14 protein-coding genes are annotated in these 15,674 nt (G+C 59.2%); 4 read left to right on the plus strand and 10 right to left on the minus strand.

What is annotated here, in order from left to right; genetic code table 11:
- Nucleotides 1-294: 294 nt before the first annotated feature.
- From recJ to ffh, 10 genes are all read right to left on the minus strand, one after another.
- Complete coding sequence (recJ, locus tag AQ621_RS03625; RefSeq protein ID WP_058340301.1) at nucleotides 295-2,025, minus strand: single-stranded-DNA-specific exonuclease RecJ; 1,731 nt, start codon at nucleotides 2,023-2,025, stop codon at nucleotides 295-297.
- A 6-nt stretch (nucleotides 2,026-2,031) separates the two neighbouring features.
- On the minus strand, nucleotides 2,032-3,432 hold the full coding sequence (gene thrC / locus AQ621_RS03630; RefSeq protein WP_058340302.1) for a threonine synthase: 1,401 nt from the start codon (nucleotides 3,430-3,432) through the stop codon (nucleotides 2,032-2,034).
- Between the two features lie 11 nt (nucleotides 3,433-3,443).
- Nucleotides 3,444-4,745, minus strand: a complete 1,302-nt coding sequence (locus tag AQ621_RS03635; RefSeq protein ID WP_058340303.1) for a homoserine dehydrogenase — start codon at nucleotides 4,743-4,745, stop codon at nucleotides 3,444-3,446.
- A gap of 145 nt (nucleotides 4,746-4,890) precedes the next feature.
- Nucleotides 4,891-5,625, minus strand: coding sequence for a thioredoxin fold domain-containing protein (locus AQ621_RS03640; RefSeq protein WP_058340304.1), 735 nt, complete (start codon nucleotides 5,623-5,625; stop codon nucleotides 4,891-4,893).
- A 127-nt stretch (nucleotides 5,626-5,752) separates the two neighbouring features.
- A complete protein-coding gene (xerD, locus tag AQ621_RS03645) occupies nucleotides 5,753-6,664 on the minus strand; it encodes a site-specific tyrosine recombinase XerD (protein WP_022988898.1) in 912 nt (303 codons plus the stop codon).
- Nucleotides 6,665-6,764: 100 nt separating this feature from the next.
- Nucleotides 6,765-7,121 (minus strand): 50S ribosomal protein L19, encoded by a 357-nt coding sequence (gene rplS / locus AQ621_RS03650; RefSeq protein WP_022988899.1) that lies wholly within the window; start codon nucleotides 7,119-7,121, stop codon nucleotides 6,765-6,767.
- A gap of 25 nt (nucleotides 7,122-7,146) precedes the next feature.
- Complete coding sequence (gene trmD / locus AQ621_RS03655; protein ID WP_058340305.1) at nucleotides 7,147-7,905, minus strand: tRNA (guanosine(37)-N1)-methyltransferase TrmD; 759 nt, start codon at nucleotides 7,903-7,905, stop codon at nucleotides 7,147-7,149.
- A gap of 3 nt (nucleotides 7,906-7,908) precedes the next feature.
- Nucleotides 7,909-8,436, minus strand: coding sequence for a ribosome maturation factor RimM (gene rimM, locus AQ621_RS03660; protein WP_022988901.1), 528 nt, complete (start codon nucleotides 8,434-8,436; stop codon nucleotides 7,909-7,911).
- Nucleotides 8,437-8,465: 29 nt separating this feature from the next.
- Nucleotides 8,466-8,705 (minus strand): 30S ribosomal protein S16, encoded by a 240-nt coding sequence (gene rpsP, locus AQ621_RS03665; RefSeq protein ID WP_058340306.1) that lies wholly within the window; start codon nucleotides 8,703-8,705, stop codon nucleotides 8,466-8,468.
- A 164-nt stretch (nucleotides 8,706-8,869) separates the two neighbouring features.
- The gene (gene ffh / locus AQ621_RS03670; protein WP_058340307.1) at nucleotides 8,870-10,255 is read right to left on the minus strand and encodes a signal recognition particle protein; all 1,386 of its coding nucleotides are present in this window, start codon (nucleotides 10,253-10,255) and stop codon (nucleotides 8,870-8,872) included.
- 159 nt (nucleotides 10,256-10,414) lie between these two features.
- On the opposite strand from ffh, the gene AQ621_RS03675 reads away from it, so the two are divergent.
- The 4 genes from AQ621_RS03675 (at nucleotide 10,415) to AQ621_RS17895 (ending at nucleotide 15,670) form a co-directional block, all read left to right on the plus strand.
- A complete protein-coding gene (locus AQ621_RS03675) occupies nucleotides 10,415-11,221 on the plus strand; it encodes a cytochrome C assembly family protein (RefSeq protein WP_058340308.1) in 807 nt (268 codons plus the stop codon).
- Nucleotides 11,222-11,296: 75 nt separating this feature from the next.
- Nucleotides 11,297-12,577 (plus strand): HlyC/CorC family transporter, encoded by a 1,281-nt coding sequence (locus AQ621_RS03680; protein WP_058340309.1) that lies wholly within the window; start codon nucleotides 11,297-11,299, stop codon nucleotides 12,575-12,577.
- Nucleotides 12,578-12,704: 127 nt separating this feature from the next.
- Nucleotides 12,705-14,906 carry a DUF1631 domain-containing protein gene (locus AQ621_RS03685; protein ID WP_058340310.1) on the plus strand — a complete coding sequence of 734 codons (2,202 nt, stop codon included), beginning with the start codon at nucleotides 12,705-12,707 and terminating at the stop codon, nucleotides 14,904-14,906.
- A gap of 5 nt (nucleotides 14,907-14,911) precedes the next feature.
- On the plus strand, nucleotides 14,912-15,670 hold the full coding sequence (locus AQ621_RS17895; RefSeq protein ID WP_058340311.1) for a TonB family protein: 759 nt from the start codon (nucleotides 14,912-14,914) through the stop codon (nucleotides 15,668-15,670).
- Nucleotides 15,671-15,674: the final 4 nt, after the last annotated feature.

Genomic DNA, 15,674 nt, shown 5'->3' on the forward strand with positions numbered 1-15,674 from the left:
TTCCGAGCCCGGCCCTGAGGCTTCGGCTCTGGTGCAAGCACAGGGTGGGCGGGAACCTTTCCGGGAGACGCTGTGAATACGTCCATGTACGCTTAACGAAAACATCCATGTTTTCGATACTCCCGGAAAGGTTCCCACCCACCCTGCGCCCAGACTGCGTTCGGGGAGTCTGCGGCTACTTCTTTGCCCTTTATATCTTTCCGTGTCCTTCCGTGTCTTCCGTGGCAAAAAATCTTATCTTTCAATCCCTTATTTTTTCGTGCCCTTTCGTGGATTTAGTGGCCAAAAAATTCACTACAAAGGCTCCAGATAATCCACCAGCAGCTGAAGATTGGTCCGCCCCCGAAACGTATTAGCATCCGGCTTATAAACCACCCGCGCCCCGCTCCGGGTAAAGTCCGGCACCTCAGGCCCGGTATTGAAGGCAATGCCATCAATAATGCCCCCACCCTCAACCGGCTGCAGCACCAGCTTCAGGTGGTTTTCGCCAACAATGCGCTGGCTCACCACCCGGAATTCGCCGTCAAATACCGGCTCCGGAAAATGCTGGCCCCAGGGGCCGGCCCGCTTGAGCAGGTAGGCGGTGTCGAGGTTCAACTCTTCCGGGGCCAGGGGGCCGTCGGTGGTGATGGCGGCTTCCAGGTCTTCCGCCTTTAAGGTATCGCGCACGGCCTGGTCGAAGGCTTCGCTGAAACGCTCCAGGTCGTCCCGGGCGATGGTCATGCCGGCGGCCATGGCGTGGCCGCCGTATTTTTTCATCAGGCCCGGGTTCTTTGCGTCTACCGCGGCCAGGGCATCACGGATATGTAAACCCGGGATGGAGCGGGCGGAGCCTTTGAGGTGCTCGCCGTCATCATCGGGCGCGAAGGCGATGGTGGGGCGATGGGTCTGTTCGCGGATTCTGGCGGCGAGGATGCCGATCACACCCTGGTGCCAGTCCTGGTCGAACAGGGCCAGGCCCCAGGGCAGGCCTTCGATGTCGAGGGACATGGAGGCCAGCAGGTCCTGGGCCTGAGCTTTCATGTCTTTTTCGATGCTGCGGCGTTCACGGTTGAAGTTGTCCAGTTCCCGGGCCAGGCGCAGGGCTTCGTCGCGGCTGTCGGCGAGCAGGCAGGCGATGCCGATGCTCATATCGTCCAGCCGGCCGGCGGCGTTCAGGCGCGGGCCAACCACAAAGCCGAGATCGGTAGCGCTGATTTCGGTGTAGTCGCGGCCCGCGACTTCCAGCAGGGCCAGGATGCCCGGTCGGGCTTCGCCCTTGCGGATTCGGCGGATGCCCTGCTCTACGAAAATCCGGTTGTTGTGGTCCAGCGGTACTACGTCCGCCACGGTTCCCAGTGCCACCAGGTCCAGCAGGCTGCCCAGGTTGGGCTCCGGGTCCGGCAACAGGTTGTTGTCTCGCAGGTGTTTGCGAAGTGCCGTCAGTACGTAGAACATCACCCCCACGCCGGCGGCATTCTTGCTCAGGAACGGGCAGCCGGGCTGGTTGGGGTTCACGATGGCATCGGCGTCTGGCAGTTCGTCACCGGCCAGGTGGTGGTCGGTGATGACCACTTTGATACCCAGCTCCCGGGCCGCTCGCACGCCTTCGATGGCCGAAATACCGTTATCGACCGTAACGAGCAAATCCGGTAGATCACCTTCTTCCTGTAACCGGTGAATGATACCCGGCGTCAGGCCGTAACCGTCGGAGAAGCGGCTCGGCACCCGGAAGTCGATGGCTGCCACGCCCAGCATGGACAATCCCAACATGGCCACCGAGGTACTGGTGGCGCCATCGGCATCGAAGTCCCCAAGCACCATCACCCGCTGCTTTTGCACAATGGCCTCGGCCAGCAGTTCAACCGCGCGATCAATGCCGCGAAGCTGCAGGGGCGAAGCCAGGTGTTTCAGGGTGTACTGGAGCTGCTCGTCGGAGTGCACACCGCGGGCGGCGTACAGGCGGCGAAGGATGGGGGGCAGGTTTTGCCCCCAGCCCGCCACATCGGACGGCTGGGGGCGACGCAGGATCTTTTTAGGAGTCATGCCGGATCAGGCGTTCTTCCAATGCTTGGCAATAAAGCCCTGCACCTCGGACACATTGTTGTCCAGAACGGTATAACGCTCTTCCCGCTCGAACAGGTCGGCCATGTGGGCCGGCAGCTCGGGCTTCACGCTCAGGCCGGATTCGGCGATGGCGTCCGGGAACTTGGCCGGGTGGGCGGTACCCAGGGTGATCATGGGCACGGCACTGTCACGACGGCAGTTGCGAGCGGCACGCACGCCAATGGCGGTGTGCGGGTCCAGCAGGTATTCGTTCTGCTCGTAGATTTCCCGGATGGTGTCGCAGGTGGTCTTGTCGTCCACCGCGTCGCTGTCGAACAGCTTGCGGGCATGCTTCCAGCGATAGTCTTCGATGCTGACCGGGCCCTTGGCGGCACGCTCCAGCAGGTCTTTCACGGCAGCGCCATCACGGCCGTGCAGGTCAAACAACAAGCGCTCGAAGTTGCTGGACACCATGATATCCATGCTCGGCGACAGGGTATGCTCCAGCTGGTGCTGCTCATACTTGTTGCCGCTCATGAAGCGATGCAGGATGTCGTTGCGGTTGGTGGCAATCACCAGCTGGCTGATGGGCAGGCCCATTTTTTTGGCCAGGTAGCCCGCAAAGATATCGCCGAAGTTACCGGTGGGCACCGAGAACGCCATGCTGCGGTCCGGGCCACCCAGGGCCAGGGATGCCTGGAAGTAGTATACGATCTGGGCCATGATCCGCGCCCAGTTGATGGAGTTCACCGCCGCCAGCTGGGTTTTGCCGCCCAGGAAGGACTGGTTGCCGAAGCTCTCCTTCACCATGCGCTGGCAGTCGTCGAAGTTACCTTTGACTGCGATGTTGTGGATGTTATCACCCTGCACCGTGGTCATCTGGCGGCGCTGTACCTCAGACACCCGCTGGTGCGGATGCAGGATAAAGATATCCACGTGCTCGCAGCGACGGCAGCCTTCAATAGCAGCCGAGCCGGTATCACCGGAGGTAGCCCCCATGATCACCACGTGCTGGTTACGCTTTTCCAGAACATAGTCGAGCAGGCGACCCAGAAGCTGCAGGGCGAAGTCCTTGAACGCCAGCGTGGGGCCACGGAACAGTTCCATCACCCACTCGTTGGTATCCAGCTGAACCAGCGGCGCGACGGCCTGGTGCGTGAACACGCTGTAGGTTTCGTCCAGCATCTTGCGGAAGTCATCGGCCGGAATGGCATCTTCCACGAACGGATACATGACCTTGTAGGCCAGTTCGGCATACGGCAGGCCACGCCAGCTTCGGATTTCTTCCAGGCTGAAGTGCGGAAGGGATTCCGGCACATACAGGCCGCCATCGGTGGCCAGTCCGGTCAGAAGAACGTCTTCAAAGCCCAGAGCGGGAGCTTCACCCCGTGTACTGATGTATCTCACGTGCGTACCTGTCAGTTAAAGTTTTCAGCGCGGATGCGGACAACCTTGCCGTCAACGTCGGCCAGGGCTTCCATTTCCTCGATGGCCAGGTTCATCTGGCGCTCCTGAACCGTGTGGGTCAGGATGATGACCGGAATACGGCCATCCTTGAATTCGGATTCTTTCTGCATGATGGATTCGATGTTGATGCCATGCTCACTCAGAATCGACGCCACCTTGGCCAGCACGCCCGGGTGGTCAAAGGCCTGGATGCGCAGGTAGTAGGCAGACTGGACATCTTCCATCGGCAATACCGGCAGGTCTTCCAATGCATCCGGGCTGAAGCCCAGATAAGGCACTCGCTGCTGGCTGTTGCTGGCTACCGCACGGGCAACGTCGACCACATCGGCAATCACCGCAGAGGCCGTGGCTTCGTCACCGGCACCGGGGCCGTAATACATGGTCTGGCCGACTGCATCGCCATCCACCAGAACAGCGTTCAGAACACCGTCTACCTGGGCAATCAGGTGGCTCTTGGGCACCAGGGTCGGATGCACACGCAGCTCGATGCCGTCTTCACGGCGGCGGGCAATACCCAGGTGCTTTACCCGGTAACCCAGCAGTTCAGCGTGGGCAATATCGTTCGGGGTCAGCGCAGAAATGCCTTCGGTGAAAGCCTTGTCGAATTGCAGGGGCACACCAAAACCGGACGCGGCCAGGATGGTCAGTTTGTGGGCGGCGTCGATGCCTTCCACATCAAAGGTCGGATCAGCTTCCGCGTAACCCAGCGCCTGCGCTTCTTTCAGCACCTCTTCAAAGGGCCGTCCGGCACGCATTTCGGTCAGGATGTAGTTACCGGTGCCATTGATAATGCCGGCAATGGTGTCGATGCGGTTGGCCGCCAGGCCTTCGCGCACGGCCTTGATGACCGGGATACCGCCGGCCACGCCAGCTTCGTAGGCAACAACCACGCCGGCCTTTTCAGCGGCTTCGAAAATCTCGTTGCCGTGAACGGCAATCAGCGCCTTGTTGGCGGTTACCACATGCTTGCCGTTGGCAATAGCGGCCAGTACCAGCTCTTTTGCGGCGTCATAGCCGCCAATCAGCTCAACCACAATATCAACGGCAGGATCATTCACCACATCAAAAATGTCGGTACTGAAGGGCACATCACCCAGCGCCAGGTCATCCCGGCTGCGGCGACTGGCTACCCGGACAACACGGATGTTGCAGCCTGCACGGCCGGCAATAATCGCTGCATTGCGTTTCAGGACATTGAATGTACCGCCGCCAACGGTTCCCAATCCGCAGATTCCGACATTTACGTCTTTCAAGCTCTCACCTCTGATCCCGATGCGGGGTGCTGATGGGTTGCAATAAGGCCGGATAGTATACCGGTTCAGGGCCCGCTGAATAAGCCCTGAATCGGTCACAAGTCACACAGGAAGTCCGGAGCCGCGCTGCGGCTCCGATAACGGGTCAGAGCAAACCCAGACCTTCGGCCAGGTTCCTGGCCGGCACATAGCCGCGAACCATGTTGCCATCTTCCAGCAGAATTGCCGGGGTACCGGTTACACCGACCTGGCCACCCAGGCGGTACTGGTCTGCAACCGGGTTATCGCAACTCTGCTGAGGTACGTTTTTGCCACCCTTGGCAGCATCCATGGCCGCCTGCTGGTCGTCCGAACACCATACCGACTCATATTTGCGGAACGACGCTGTGCCGGGGCCGGATCGAGGGAAGGCGTAATAGTTGACGGTAATGCCATAGCTGTTGAGCTGGGGAACTTCGTCATGCAGCTTGCGGCAGTACGGACAGTCGATATCGGTAAAGACGTCGATAACCGCTTTTTCTTCGCCGTCGGCAGGGTATGAGATCAACCCTTCCTTACCGAAGGCTGCCATCTGCTGCTGACGACTGGTCGCCCGGGACTCTTCGGTTACGTTGGCAATACCGGTATCGGTAATCTTGAGCAGGTCGCCGGTGAACAGGTAGGCGCCATCGGCCGTGGTATAAATGGTGTCGCCGTTGCTGCTCAGCACTTCGTACAGGCCTTCCGCTTCGGACTTCTGCACGGAACTGATCTTCAGGCCCGGCACCGCATCAGTCAGCCGCTTGGCGATGGCGTCTTCGGTTTCACCGGCCAACACAACAGGCGCCGCCAGCAAGGACATCATCAGGCCGGTTACCGCGGCCGCAATTTTAAGATTCATGGATCAGAAACTACCTTTTCCGGTTAATAGATTCAGGCATTTTGCTTGCCCGGGGCCTTCATACGCAACTACCGGCATCATTCCCGAACCTTGCGACAGGGCGCCCCGGCAAAAGTTCACCCCGAGATCAGTCACCACCACGGGGATGATGGGCCTGGTGCAAATCCTGCAGACGTTGACGGGCCACATGGGTATAGATCTGGGTGGTCGAAAGGTCAGAATGCCCGAGCAACATCTGCACTACCCGTAAATCTGCACCATGGTTGAGCAAATGGGTGGCAAAGGCGTGGCGCAGGGTGTGGGGCGACAGGTGCTTGCGGATACCGGCACGCACCGCGTAGTGCTTGATCCGGTACCAGAAGGTCTGGCGAGTCATGGCACTGGCCCGGTTACCGGGGAACAAGGCATCACTGCTCTTGCCCTTGAGCAATTCCGGCCGGGCTTCCTTCATATAGCTTAGCAGCCAGTCGATAGCCTCCTCACCCAGCGGCACCAACCGGTCTTTGCCGCCCTTACCGCTGATACGCACTACGCCCTGGCGCAGGTTCACCCGGTCTACGGTCAGCCCGGTGAGCTCCGACACCCGCAGCCCACAACCATACAGGATTTCCAGCATGGCCCGGTCCCGCAACTCCAGCGGTATTTCCGGATCCGGCTCAGTCAGCAGGGCCTCGACATCGGCTTCAGTAAGGGTATCCGGCAAACGCCGGGGCAACTTCGGGCTGTCGATTCGCAAGGTAGGATCTTCGGCGATGAGACCTTCTCGCAGTAAATACCGGTAAAAACGCCGGATACCGGAAAGCCGCCGGGCTGCCGTACTGGTTTTCAGGCCCTCCGCCAGCCCACGGGACATCCAGGCCAGAAGATCGGTCCTTTTAGCGGACCGCAAGCTGGGCGCTCCGGGCTGTTGCTCCAGCCATCCGGAAAGACGGGCCAGGTCACTGGCATAGGCCTGGCGGGTTTTCTCACCCAGACCATCCTCGAGCCATATGGCATCCGAGAATTGGCTGATCAGCTGCTCGTCATCCGGCCGCGGCAAGGTATTACCTCATTAATGTCTGTCTGGGCAGCATTAAAGCACAAAAAAAGCAGCCCCTTGAGGCTGCTTTTTTTCAAACTGGCTGGCCGGAAGGCCAAACTCAGTTAAGCTTTTCCTTGATACGAGCTGCCTTACCAGACAGGTCGCGCAAGTAGTACAGCTTGGCCTGACGCACGTCACCACGACGCTTCACGCTTACGCTGTCGATCAACTTGGAGAAAGTCTGGAAAGTACGCTCAACACCCACGCCGTAAGAGATCTTACGAACAGTGAAGGAAGAGTTCATGCCACGGTTGCGCTTGCCGATAACAACGCCTTCGAACGCCTGCAGACGCTCACGGTTACCTTCAGTTACGCGAACCTGTACAACCACGGTATCACCCGGCGCGAACGCAGGGATTTCCTTGGTCATCTGTTCTGCTTCAAGTTGACTGATGATGTTGTTCTTGCCGCTCATCGTAATGCTCCTGATACCCAATCTTTCAATGCCCTGATGATTCAGAGGCACCCGGTTCGTTCAAAATTTCATCCAGAAGCTGACGCTCTTCTTCCGTAAGCACCCGCTGTTCCAGCAGGTCGGGGCGTCGCTCCCGGGTTCGCCTCAACGATTCTTTCAATCGCCAACGCCGGATCTGTTCATGGTGACCGCCCAAAAGAACTTCCGGCACCGCCTGACCTTCGTATACCTCGGGCCGGGTGTAGTGCGGACAATCCAGCAAACCGTCAGCAAAGGAGTCCTGCTCTGCTGACTGCGCATGACCCAGCGCTCCGGGGATGAGGCGTGTTACCGCATCAATCACAGCCATCGCCGCCAGTTCGCCACCTGAGAGCACAAAATCACCCAGGGACACTTCCCGGTCGACTTCCGCCGATATCAGGCGTTCATCAACGCCCTCGTAACGACCGGCAACGAGAATCAGCTGTTGTTCGGCAGCGAGGGACTCCACTACCGACTGATCCAGCCTTTCACCCTGGGGCGAAAGATAGACCACACAGGCCTTGCCGGGTGCCGATGTCCGGGCCGCATGGATAGCATCCCGCAGGGGCTGGATTTTCATCAGCATCCCGGGGCCGCCGCCATAAGGCCGGTCATCCACAGTACGGTGACGATCATGCGTGAAGTCCCGGGGGTTCCAGCTGTTAAAGGTCAGAAGACCTTCACGAACTGCCCTGCCGGTAATCCCGTAATCTGTCACCGCAGAAAACATGTCGGGAAACAGACTGACTGCGCCAATCCACACCCGTCAGAACTCCGGATCCCAGTCCACCACCATGCGCGAGCTTTCAAGATCCACTCCCTGAACTACCTGATCCGGCAGATAGGGAATGAGCCGTTCGCGCTGGTCAATGGAGCCCGCTGTCGCGTGCACCACCAGGACATCGTTGGAGCCTGTTTCCAGCAGGTGATGCACCTTACCCAGGCACTCACCGTCAACCGTGAACACTTCCAGGCCTTCCAGCTGATGCCAGTAGAACTCCCCTTCGGGAAGCTCCGGCAGCAACTCGGTCGGAACCCGGATCTCGGCACCGCCATAACTGCGGGCCAGCTCACGATCATCAATACCTTTAAGCCTGACGACGATCCCCTGCCCTTGGCGGCGACCCTCCTCAAGCTTTGCAGGAATACGCTTGCCGTCCAGAACCAGGGTCCAGTCGCGGTAGTTCAGTATTCCTTCTTTGGGATCTGTATAAGAGAAGACCTTAAGCCAACCCTTGACCCCGAACACCGAGGTGATCCGGCCGATCACAGTTTCCTGTGGATGCTGTGCCATGCCTGTCAGACCCCGGTATCAGATTGCAATTACTCAGCAGTCTTGAGCAGCTGGGCAACGCGATCGCTGGTTTGAGCACCCTGGCCCAGCCAGAACTCAACGCGATCACGGTCGACGCGCAGACGCTCTTCCTGACCGCGGGCAACCGGGTTGAAGAAACCAACACGCTCAATGAAACGGCCGTCACGGGAGTTACGGCTGTCAGTGACTGTCAGATGGTAGAACGGGCGCTTCTTGGAGCCGCCACGAGCCAAACGGATTGTTACCATTTCGACCAATATCCTGTTCTGTTGTACGAACTTTGTACGATTCACGTCATGCCGAGAACGGCTGACGAGAAGACCCATACTCGAAAGGGGCGCTATTCTATGCCAAAAACGCGCCAATGAAAACAGGGAAACGCGTGGTTTCCCCATTTTATATGTAAGGCTTTTTACATACGGCCAAACGGGGGCATGCCACCACCGCCGCCGGGCGGCATCATACCACCAAGACCGCGCATCATGTTGGCCATTCCGCCTTTTTTGCCAAATTTCTTCATCATCTTCGACATCTGCTTATGCTGCTTGAGCAGACGGTTCACATCCTGGATCTGCGTACCCGAACCGGCTGCAATGCGCCGCTTGCGGGAATTATTGATCACATCCGGGTAACGGCGCTCTTTCGGCGTCATGGAGCAGATGATCGCCTCCATCTGGCCTACAGACTTGTCATTGACCTGCTGCTGCGCCATCTGGGCCATCTGACCCATGCCCGGCAGCTTGTCCAGCAGGCCGCCGATACCACCCATACTCTTCATCTGCTGAAGCTGGTCCCGGAAGTCCTCCAGATCAAAGCCCTTACCTTTTTTGATCTTCTTGGTGAGCTTCTCGGCCTTCTTCTTGTCCAGCTTGCGCTCTGCTTCCTCTATAAGGGAGAGCACATCACCCATACCCAGGATGCGGGAAGCCACCCGATCCGGATAGAAAGGCTCCAGGGCATCGGACTTCTCGCCCACACCCAGGAACTTGATCGGCTTGCCGGTAATGTGGCGAACCGACAAGGCCGCGCCACCGCGGGCATCACCATCAGTCTTGGTCAGCACCACACCGGTGAGCGGCAAAGCATCATTAAAGGCCTTGGCCGTGTTGGCGGCGTCCTGACCGGTCATGGAATCGACCACGAACAGGGTTTCCACCGGATTCACCGCCTTATGCAGGCGGCCAATCTCACCCATCATATTTTCATCAACGTGCAGGCGGCCCGCGGTATCCAGGATCACCACATCAATGTGCTTACGGCGCGCCGCTTCGATGGCGCCGTTGGCGATGTCGACCGGGTCCTGGTCGGTGGTGCTGGGGAAAAACTCGACACCCACTTCACCCGCCAGGGTTTCCAGCTGACGAATGGCCGCCGGGCGGTAGATATCGGCACTGACCACCAGCACGGATTTCTTGTGCCGCTCTTTAAGGAAGCGGGACAGCTTGGCCACGGTGGTGGTTTTACCCGCACCCTGCAGACCCGCCATCATAATGACGGCAGGCGGCCGGGTAGACAGGTTAAGGGACTCGTTGCCCTCGCCCATCACCCGCTCCAGCTCTTGCTGGACAACTTTCACAAATACCTGGCCCGGCGTCAGGCTGCGCTGCACTTCCTGGCCGATGGCCCGCTCGCGCACGCCTTCGATAAACGCCTTGACCACCGGCAGCGCAACGTCTGCCTCCAGCAGGGCCATGCGCACTTCACGCAAGGTTTCCTTGATATTGTCTTCGGTAAGGCGCGCCTGACCAGAGATCTTGCGCAAGCTGCCGGATAGCCGGTCCTGGAGATTCTCAAACATGTTGCTCTTCCGTACCCCGGAGAAATTGTTCACACAAATCAAGAAGCCGGCGCCGGCCGCTTGATTCCTGTTGCATAATCGCGACATTATACCCAGACTACGGAGCCTCTGAACAACTCCACGCCGCTTTCACGTTAAAAGGCAAACATAAAGGACGTCATGGGAACGCTGATCCTCGCGGTTACCGCACTTTTCCTGTACAGCGTCGGCACTGCCCTGCAGGCCCTCCATTTTCGTGGCAAGGTGCAAAGCAACCTGGCACTGACCACCCTGATTGGCGTACTTGCACTGATAGGCCACGGCCTGCTCATTGCCCAGACGGTCCACCTGGATGGCGGCTTCGATTTCAGCTTCTTCAAAAGCTCGGTACTGATTGCCTGGCTGATCGTTTTCCTGCTCCTGGGCCTGAATCTCTCCAAGCCGGTGGGCAGCCTGTTCCTGGGTGCTTATCCGCTGGCGGCGGCCACCATAGTCATGGCGCTGATCACCCATACGCCGTCGCGACTGCTGCCGGATGAAAGCTACGGCATGCTATCCCACATCGCCCTGTCGATCACCGCATACAGCCTGTTTACCCTGGCCGCCATCCAGGCCGCCCTGCTGTACTTCCAGAACCGCCAGCTGAAGCAGAACTACAACAGCCTGCTGGTGCGCAACCTGCCGCCACTGCAAACCATGGAATCGGTATTGTTCGAACTGGTCTGGGCGGGCGTAGTCCTGCTGACCCTCGCCATTATTACCGGCGCCATGTTTATTGAAGACCTGTTTGCCCAGGACCTGGCCCACAAAACCCTGTTTTCCATGCTCTCCCTGGCCGTATTTGTCGGCCTGCTGGTGGGCCGCTACACCAAGGGCTGGCGCGGCATGACTGCAAGCCGCTGGACCCTGGCCGGCTGCGCCCTGCTGATGATGGCCTTTTACGGCAGCAAATTCGTGCTGGAAGTACTGTTTCAGCGGGGCCTGTAATCCCGCAAACCGCTTGACACCGGCGCTTCACACCCCCTATTTTCGCAACTTGTCGTCAACGTAAGGGCTCCTCTTTTGAACGAAACATCGCTCACGGCGCTGTTCATCCTCCTCGTCGGCCTGATCATTCTGTCCGGCTTCTTTTCCAGCTCCGAAACCGGGATGATGTCCCTGAACCGCTATCGCCTGAAACACATGGTAAAAAGCGGACACAAGGGCGCACGCCGGGCGCAGAACCTGCTGAACCGGACCGACCAGCTGATCGGCGTTATCCTGATCGGCAACAACTTCGTCAACATCTTCGCCTCATCCATTGCCACGGTAATTGCCATTCGCGTGTGGGGCGATGCGGGCATCGCTATTGCCACCGTTCTGCTGACCATCGTTATCCTGATCTTCGCCGAGGTCACGCCGAAAACCCTGGCGGCCCTGTTCCCGGAGAAAATAGCCTTTCCGGCCAGCCACGTACTGGGGCCGCTGCTGAAAATCCTTTACCCGCTGGTATGGGCCGTCAACCTGTTTACCGGCATAATCCTGCGACTGCTCGGAGTGTCATCAGCCCAGGCTTCGGAGGATCACCTGAGCCGGGAAGAACTGCGTACCGTGGTGAATGAAGCGGGCGCCCTGATTCCTGCCAAGCACAAAGACATGCTGGTGAGCATCCTGGACCTGGACAACGTCACCGTGAACGACATCATGGTGCCCCGGAATGAAGTGGTCGGTGTCGACCTGGAAGACGACACCGATGTCATCCTTCGGCAACTCAAGACCAGCCAGCACACCCGGCTTCCGGTGTTCAGCGGCGACATCAACAACATCCAGGGTATTCTGCACCTGCGCAGCGTCGCTCGCCTGCTGCAGCAGGACGACATCGACAAAGACATGGTCCTGCAACTGTGCGCCGAACCCTACTTCATCCCGGAAAGCACACCGCTGAACACCCAGCTGCTGAATTTCCAGAAGGGCCGGCGCCGGTTTGGCATTGTCGTGGACGAGTACGGAGACGTACTGGGGCTGGCCACACTGGAAGACATCCTCGAGGAAATCGTCGGCGAATTCACCACTGACTTCGCAGCCACCTCCATGGACATCATTCCCCAGAACAACGGCACCTTTATTATCGATGGCAGCGCCGCCGTCCGGTCGATCAACAAAACCCTGGGCTGGAAACTGCCCACCGATGGCCCTAAAACCCTCAACGGCCTGATCACCGAAACCCTCGAGAACATCCCGGACACCAACGTCTGCCTGAAAGTAGACGGCCACCGGGTGGAGGTCCTGCAAATCAAGGACAACGTGGTGAAGGCCGCCATTGTCCACCCGCGAAAAAAGAAGAAGCGCGGCACCGGCTCGTAACCGGAACCCGGAATGATGATTAATCATGTCATTCCGGCGTAAAATGCGCTAAATTTAACCAAAATCAGAACAGGCAAGAACCCAGCTCGGTCATGTATCCGGTTAAAGGCGTAAACAGGAGTCGGCCATGAAAAAGCAGTCCGGCATACATTACCTCCGTGAACACAGGGAAGCGGCAAGTACCCGCCCGGTTCCACCGGAGGTCGCCCGTATCCGTGACACCGTTGTCGCGGGGCTGGGTGATTTACTGCAGGGAGCGTTCGATGCTGTCGACGACTCCCTGTTCGAGCTGGCAAACAATTCCAGAAGTAACAATGAACAAAACCGTTACTTCGAGGCGATGCGGGAAATCCGTATCAAGCGTAAAGGCGTCGAACGCCACTTCCAGAATGCCGTTGCCCGGTTCTTTGCGACACCACCGGTAACCGGTCAAGTCCGCACCGAAGAGGCTTCCCGGCCAACAAATGCCGACAGCCTGTCCCTTGTGGGTGACGACGACCTGGAAGAACAGGTGGCACTGAACGCCATGGTCAGCAAGGCCAAGGCACACTTTCAAGGCCCCTTGCTACAGCTTCAGGCCAGGTTTACCGAAGTCTATCCGGGCGCCAGCGAAACTGCGCCGGTTAACCCCATGGCTCCGGAACACCTTTGCAGCGCCTTTGTCGAAGCCATCCAGACCCTGGAAATCCAGATTCGTGAACGGCTGATTGTGCTCAAGCAATTTGACCGCTACGTGGTATCCAACCTGGGCATGCTGCTGGATGAAGCCAACCGCATCCTGATTCAGGCGGGCATCATTCCCAATTTCCGCTACCACGGCAAAACCGGCCAGCAGAAAGCCGCGACCACCAAGGCCGGGGAACCGTCGGGCGCCACGCCGGAACAACAAAGCAGCTACCAGCCCAGCGCAGAAGATTCCGCGCTGTTTGAGCAGATCCGTCAAATGCTCGCCCAGCAACGGGCCAACTCGGGCATGCCGATCCGCCGTGCCGATCCATCAGTGCGGGTGATCGGTGGCCAGGAACTGATGAACCTGCTCGGCGCCCTGCCGGCGCAGCAGATGTGGCCGGAGTCCGGCGATCTCAGCAGTGGCGAACCGGTGTCGGTAGACCTGCGCCAGGTTATTCAGGGCCTGATTACCCGAAATGCTGCCCAGGGCGAGAAAACCGCCGCCCTGAGCGAGGTGGATGAAGACCTCATCAACCTGGTGTCCATGCTGTTCGAATTCATTCTGGACGACTACAACCTGTCGTCGCCGGTGCAGGTGCTGATCAGCCGCCTGCAGATCCCGATCCTGAAAGTCGTCATCAAGGACAAGAGCTTCTTCAGCAAGGCCACCCATCCGGCCCGCAAGCTCCTGAACTCCCTGGCCCGCGCCGGTATCGGCTGGAGCAGCAGCGACGAGAAAAGCCGGGACAAACTGTACGACCAGATCCACACCGTGGTGCAGCGTATCCTCAACGAGTTCGATGGCGACATCAGCCTGTTTGAAACCCTGAACCAGGAGTTCGAGCAGTTTCTGGAGCGGGAAAACCGCAAAGCCTCACTGGTTGAGCAGCGTACCCGGGAATCCGAACGCGGCCGCATCAAATCCCAGAAAGCCCAGGAAGCGGTCGACCGCCTGCTGAAGGAAAAGGTTGCCCGCTACGACCTGCCGGAATCCGTACACGATATCCTGGTACACGGCTGGAGCCGGGTAATGTTCCTGGCCTACCTGCGGGACGATGCCGAGCACCGCTGGCAGGAAACCGCCAAGGTGGTCGACGACCTGATCTGGTGCCTGCATCCCCACGAAGAAGACGAAGAGCGCGACCAGTGGGTACGGGTTGTACCTGGCCTGCTGAAAACCCTGCGCGCCGGGCTCGAAGAAGTGTCTTACAACGCCAACCGGCTCGACCAGATGATGGGCCAGCTCAAGCACGAACTGGCAGATGCCTTCCGCACCAACTCGTCCATCAAGGCCCGCAAGGAGCCGGAACCGGTGCAGGAAGACACCGTGTCACTGCACTCCAAGGCCGAGTACCAGCAGGATCTGGACGACGCAGCCATCGCCGAGTTCGTTACCCAGCTCGACAAGCTGGAAATCGGCCACTGGGTAGAGTTCAGCCTGGTGAACGGCACCAGCTTCCGCTGCAAACTGTCCGCCATCATTGATGAAGCCGACTGTTTTGTGTTCGTGAACCGCATGGGCCTGAAGGTGATCGAGAAAACCCGGGTAGAGCTGGCACATGAAATGCGCAGAGGCCGGCTGACACTGCTGGAACAGGGTGCCCTCATCGATCGCGCGCTTAACGCAATGGTTGGCAGCCTGCGCTCCAAGACCGCCTGATCGTAATGCCGGAGAAAGCACCACCCGCCCCGGCAATTCCGGCACATTACCGGCTGGCCCTGGCACTCTCCCTGGCCTTTATGGCACACACCCTGTTGCTTGCCGGACTTCCTGCCCCCTTGCAGGAAGTCCGCGAGGTCAGCCACCGGGTTGTTTTCCGTCTGGCCAGCTCACCCTCTGAGGCCACCCGGGCCAGTACCCCGGCCAGCTCCTCAGCCCAGCCGCCGCGCCACCCCGAGTTCGAAGTACCGGCCACACCCGAAGCCGTCACCACTACCGCGCCTTCCAGGCCAGCAGCGAATCCGAAACCGGACCCGGAGCCGGCCCTGGAAGCTCCCGAACCAACGCCCCAGCCCGCGCCAAGGCCGGAACCGGCACCAGCACCGGCCAGTACGCCAAGCATCGAGTCAGCCCCGCGCACCGGCGAGCAGGAGTCTGCCGACACCATTGCCCGGATCACCGACTCCCCCGCTGAGCGCGATCCCTACCTGATTTTGCTGGCCACCCACCTGGCCGAACAACTGGACCAGCAGCGGGTACCCGCAATCTCCCAGCTTGGGGAACAGGTAAGTATGGAACTTGAGCTGACATTACTGCCCAACGGTGCCCTGACCCGGGCCCGGGTAATCAGATCAACGGGGATACAAAGAATAGACGAGGCCGCCTATCGGGCCGCGCTGGCCGCCAGCCCCTATCCGGAGCCGAAAGGAGAGGAATCGGACCGTTTCGAGGTAAAACTGGTGTTCACCCCGAAACGGACCTGAAGGG

The organism is Marinobacter sp. P4B1 (genome assembly GCF_001447135.1).
Taxonomy (GTDB): domain Bacteria; phylum Pseudomonadota; class Gammaproteobacteria; order Pseudomonadales; family Oleiphilaceae; genus Marinobacter; species Marinobacter vinifirmus.

Excerpts from the sequence above, each read along its gene's own strand:
- AQ621_RS03675 (WP_058340308.1), top strand. The coding sequence starts at position 10,415 with ATGGGAACGCTGATCCTCGCGGTTACCGCACTTTTCCTGTACAGCGTC.
- recJ (WP_058340301.1), bottom strand. The coding sequence starts at position 2,025 with ATGACTCCTAAAAAGATCCTGCGTCGCCCCCAGCCGTCCGATGTGGCG.
- AQ621_RS17895 (WP_058340311.1), top strand. The coding sequence starts at position 14,912 with ATGCCGGAGAAAGCACCACCCGCCCCGGCAATTCCGGCACATTACCGG.
- AQ621_RS03640 (WP_058340304.1), bottom strand. The coding sequence starts at position 5,625 with ATGAATCTTAAAATTGCGGCCGCGGTAACCGGCCTGATGATGTCCTTG.
- rimM (WP_022988901.1), bottom strand. The coding sequence starts at position 8,436 with ATGGCACAGCATCCACAGGAAACTGTGATCGGCCGGATCACCTCGGTG.
- AQ621_RS03685 (WP_058340310.1), top strand. The coding sequence starts at position 12,705 with ATGAAAAAGCAGTCCGGCATACATTACCTCCGTGAACACAGGGAAGCG.
- ffh (WP_058340307.1), bottom strand. The coding sequence starts at position 10,255 with ATGTTTGAGAATCTCCAGGACCGGCTATCCGGCAGCTTGCGCAAGATC.
- rplS (WP_022988899.1), bottom strand. The coding sequence starts at position 7,121 with ATGAGCGGCAAGAACAACATCATCAGTCAACTTGAAGCAGAACAGATG.
- rpsP (WP_058340306.1), bottom strand. The coding sequence starts at position 8,705 with ATGGTAACAATCCGTTTGGCTCGTGGCGGCTCCAAGAAGCGCCCGTTC.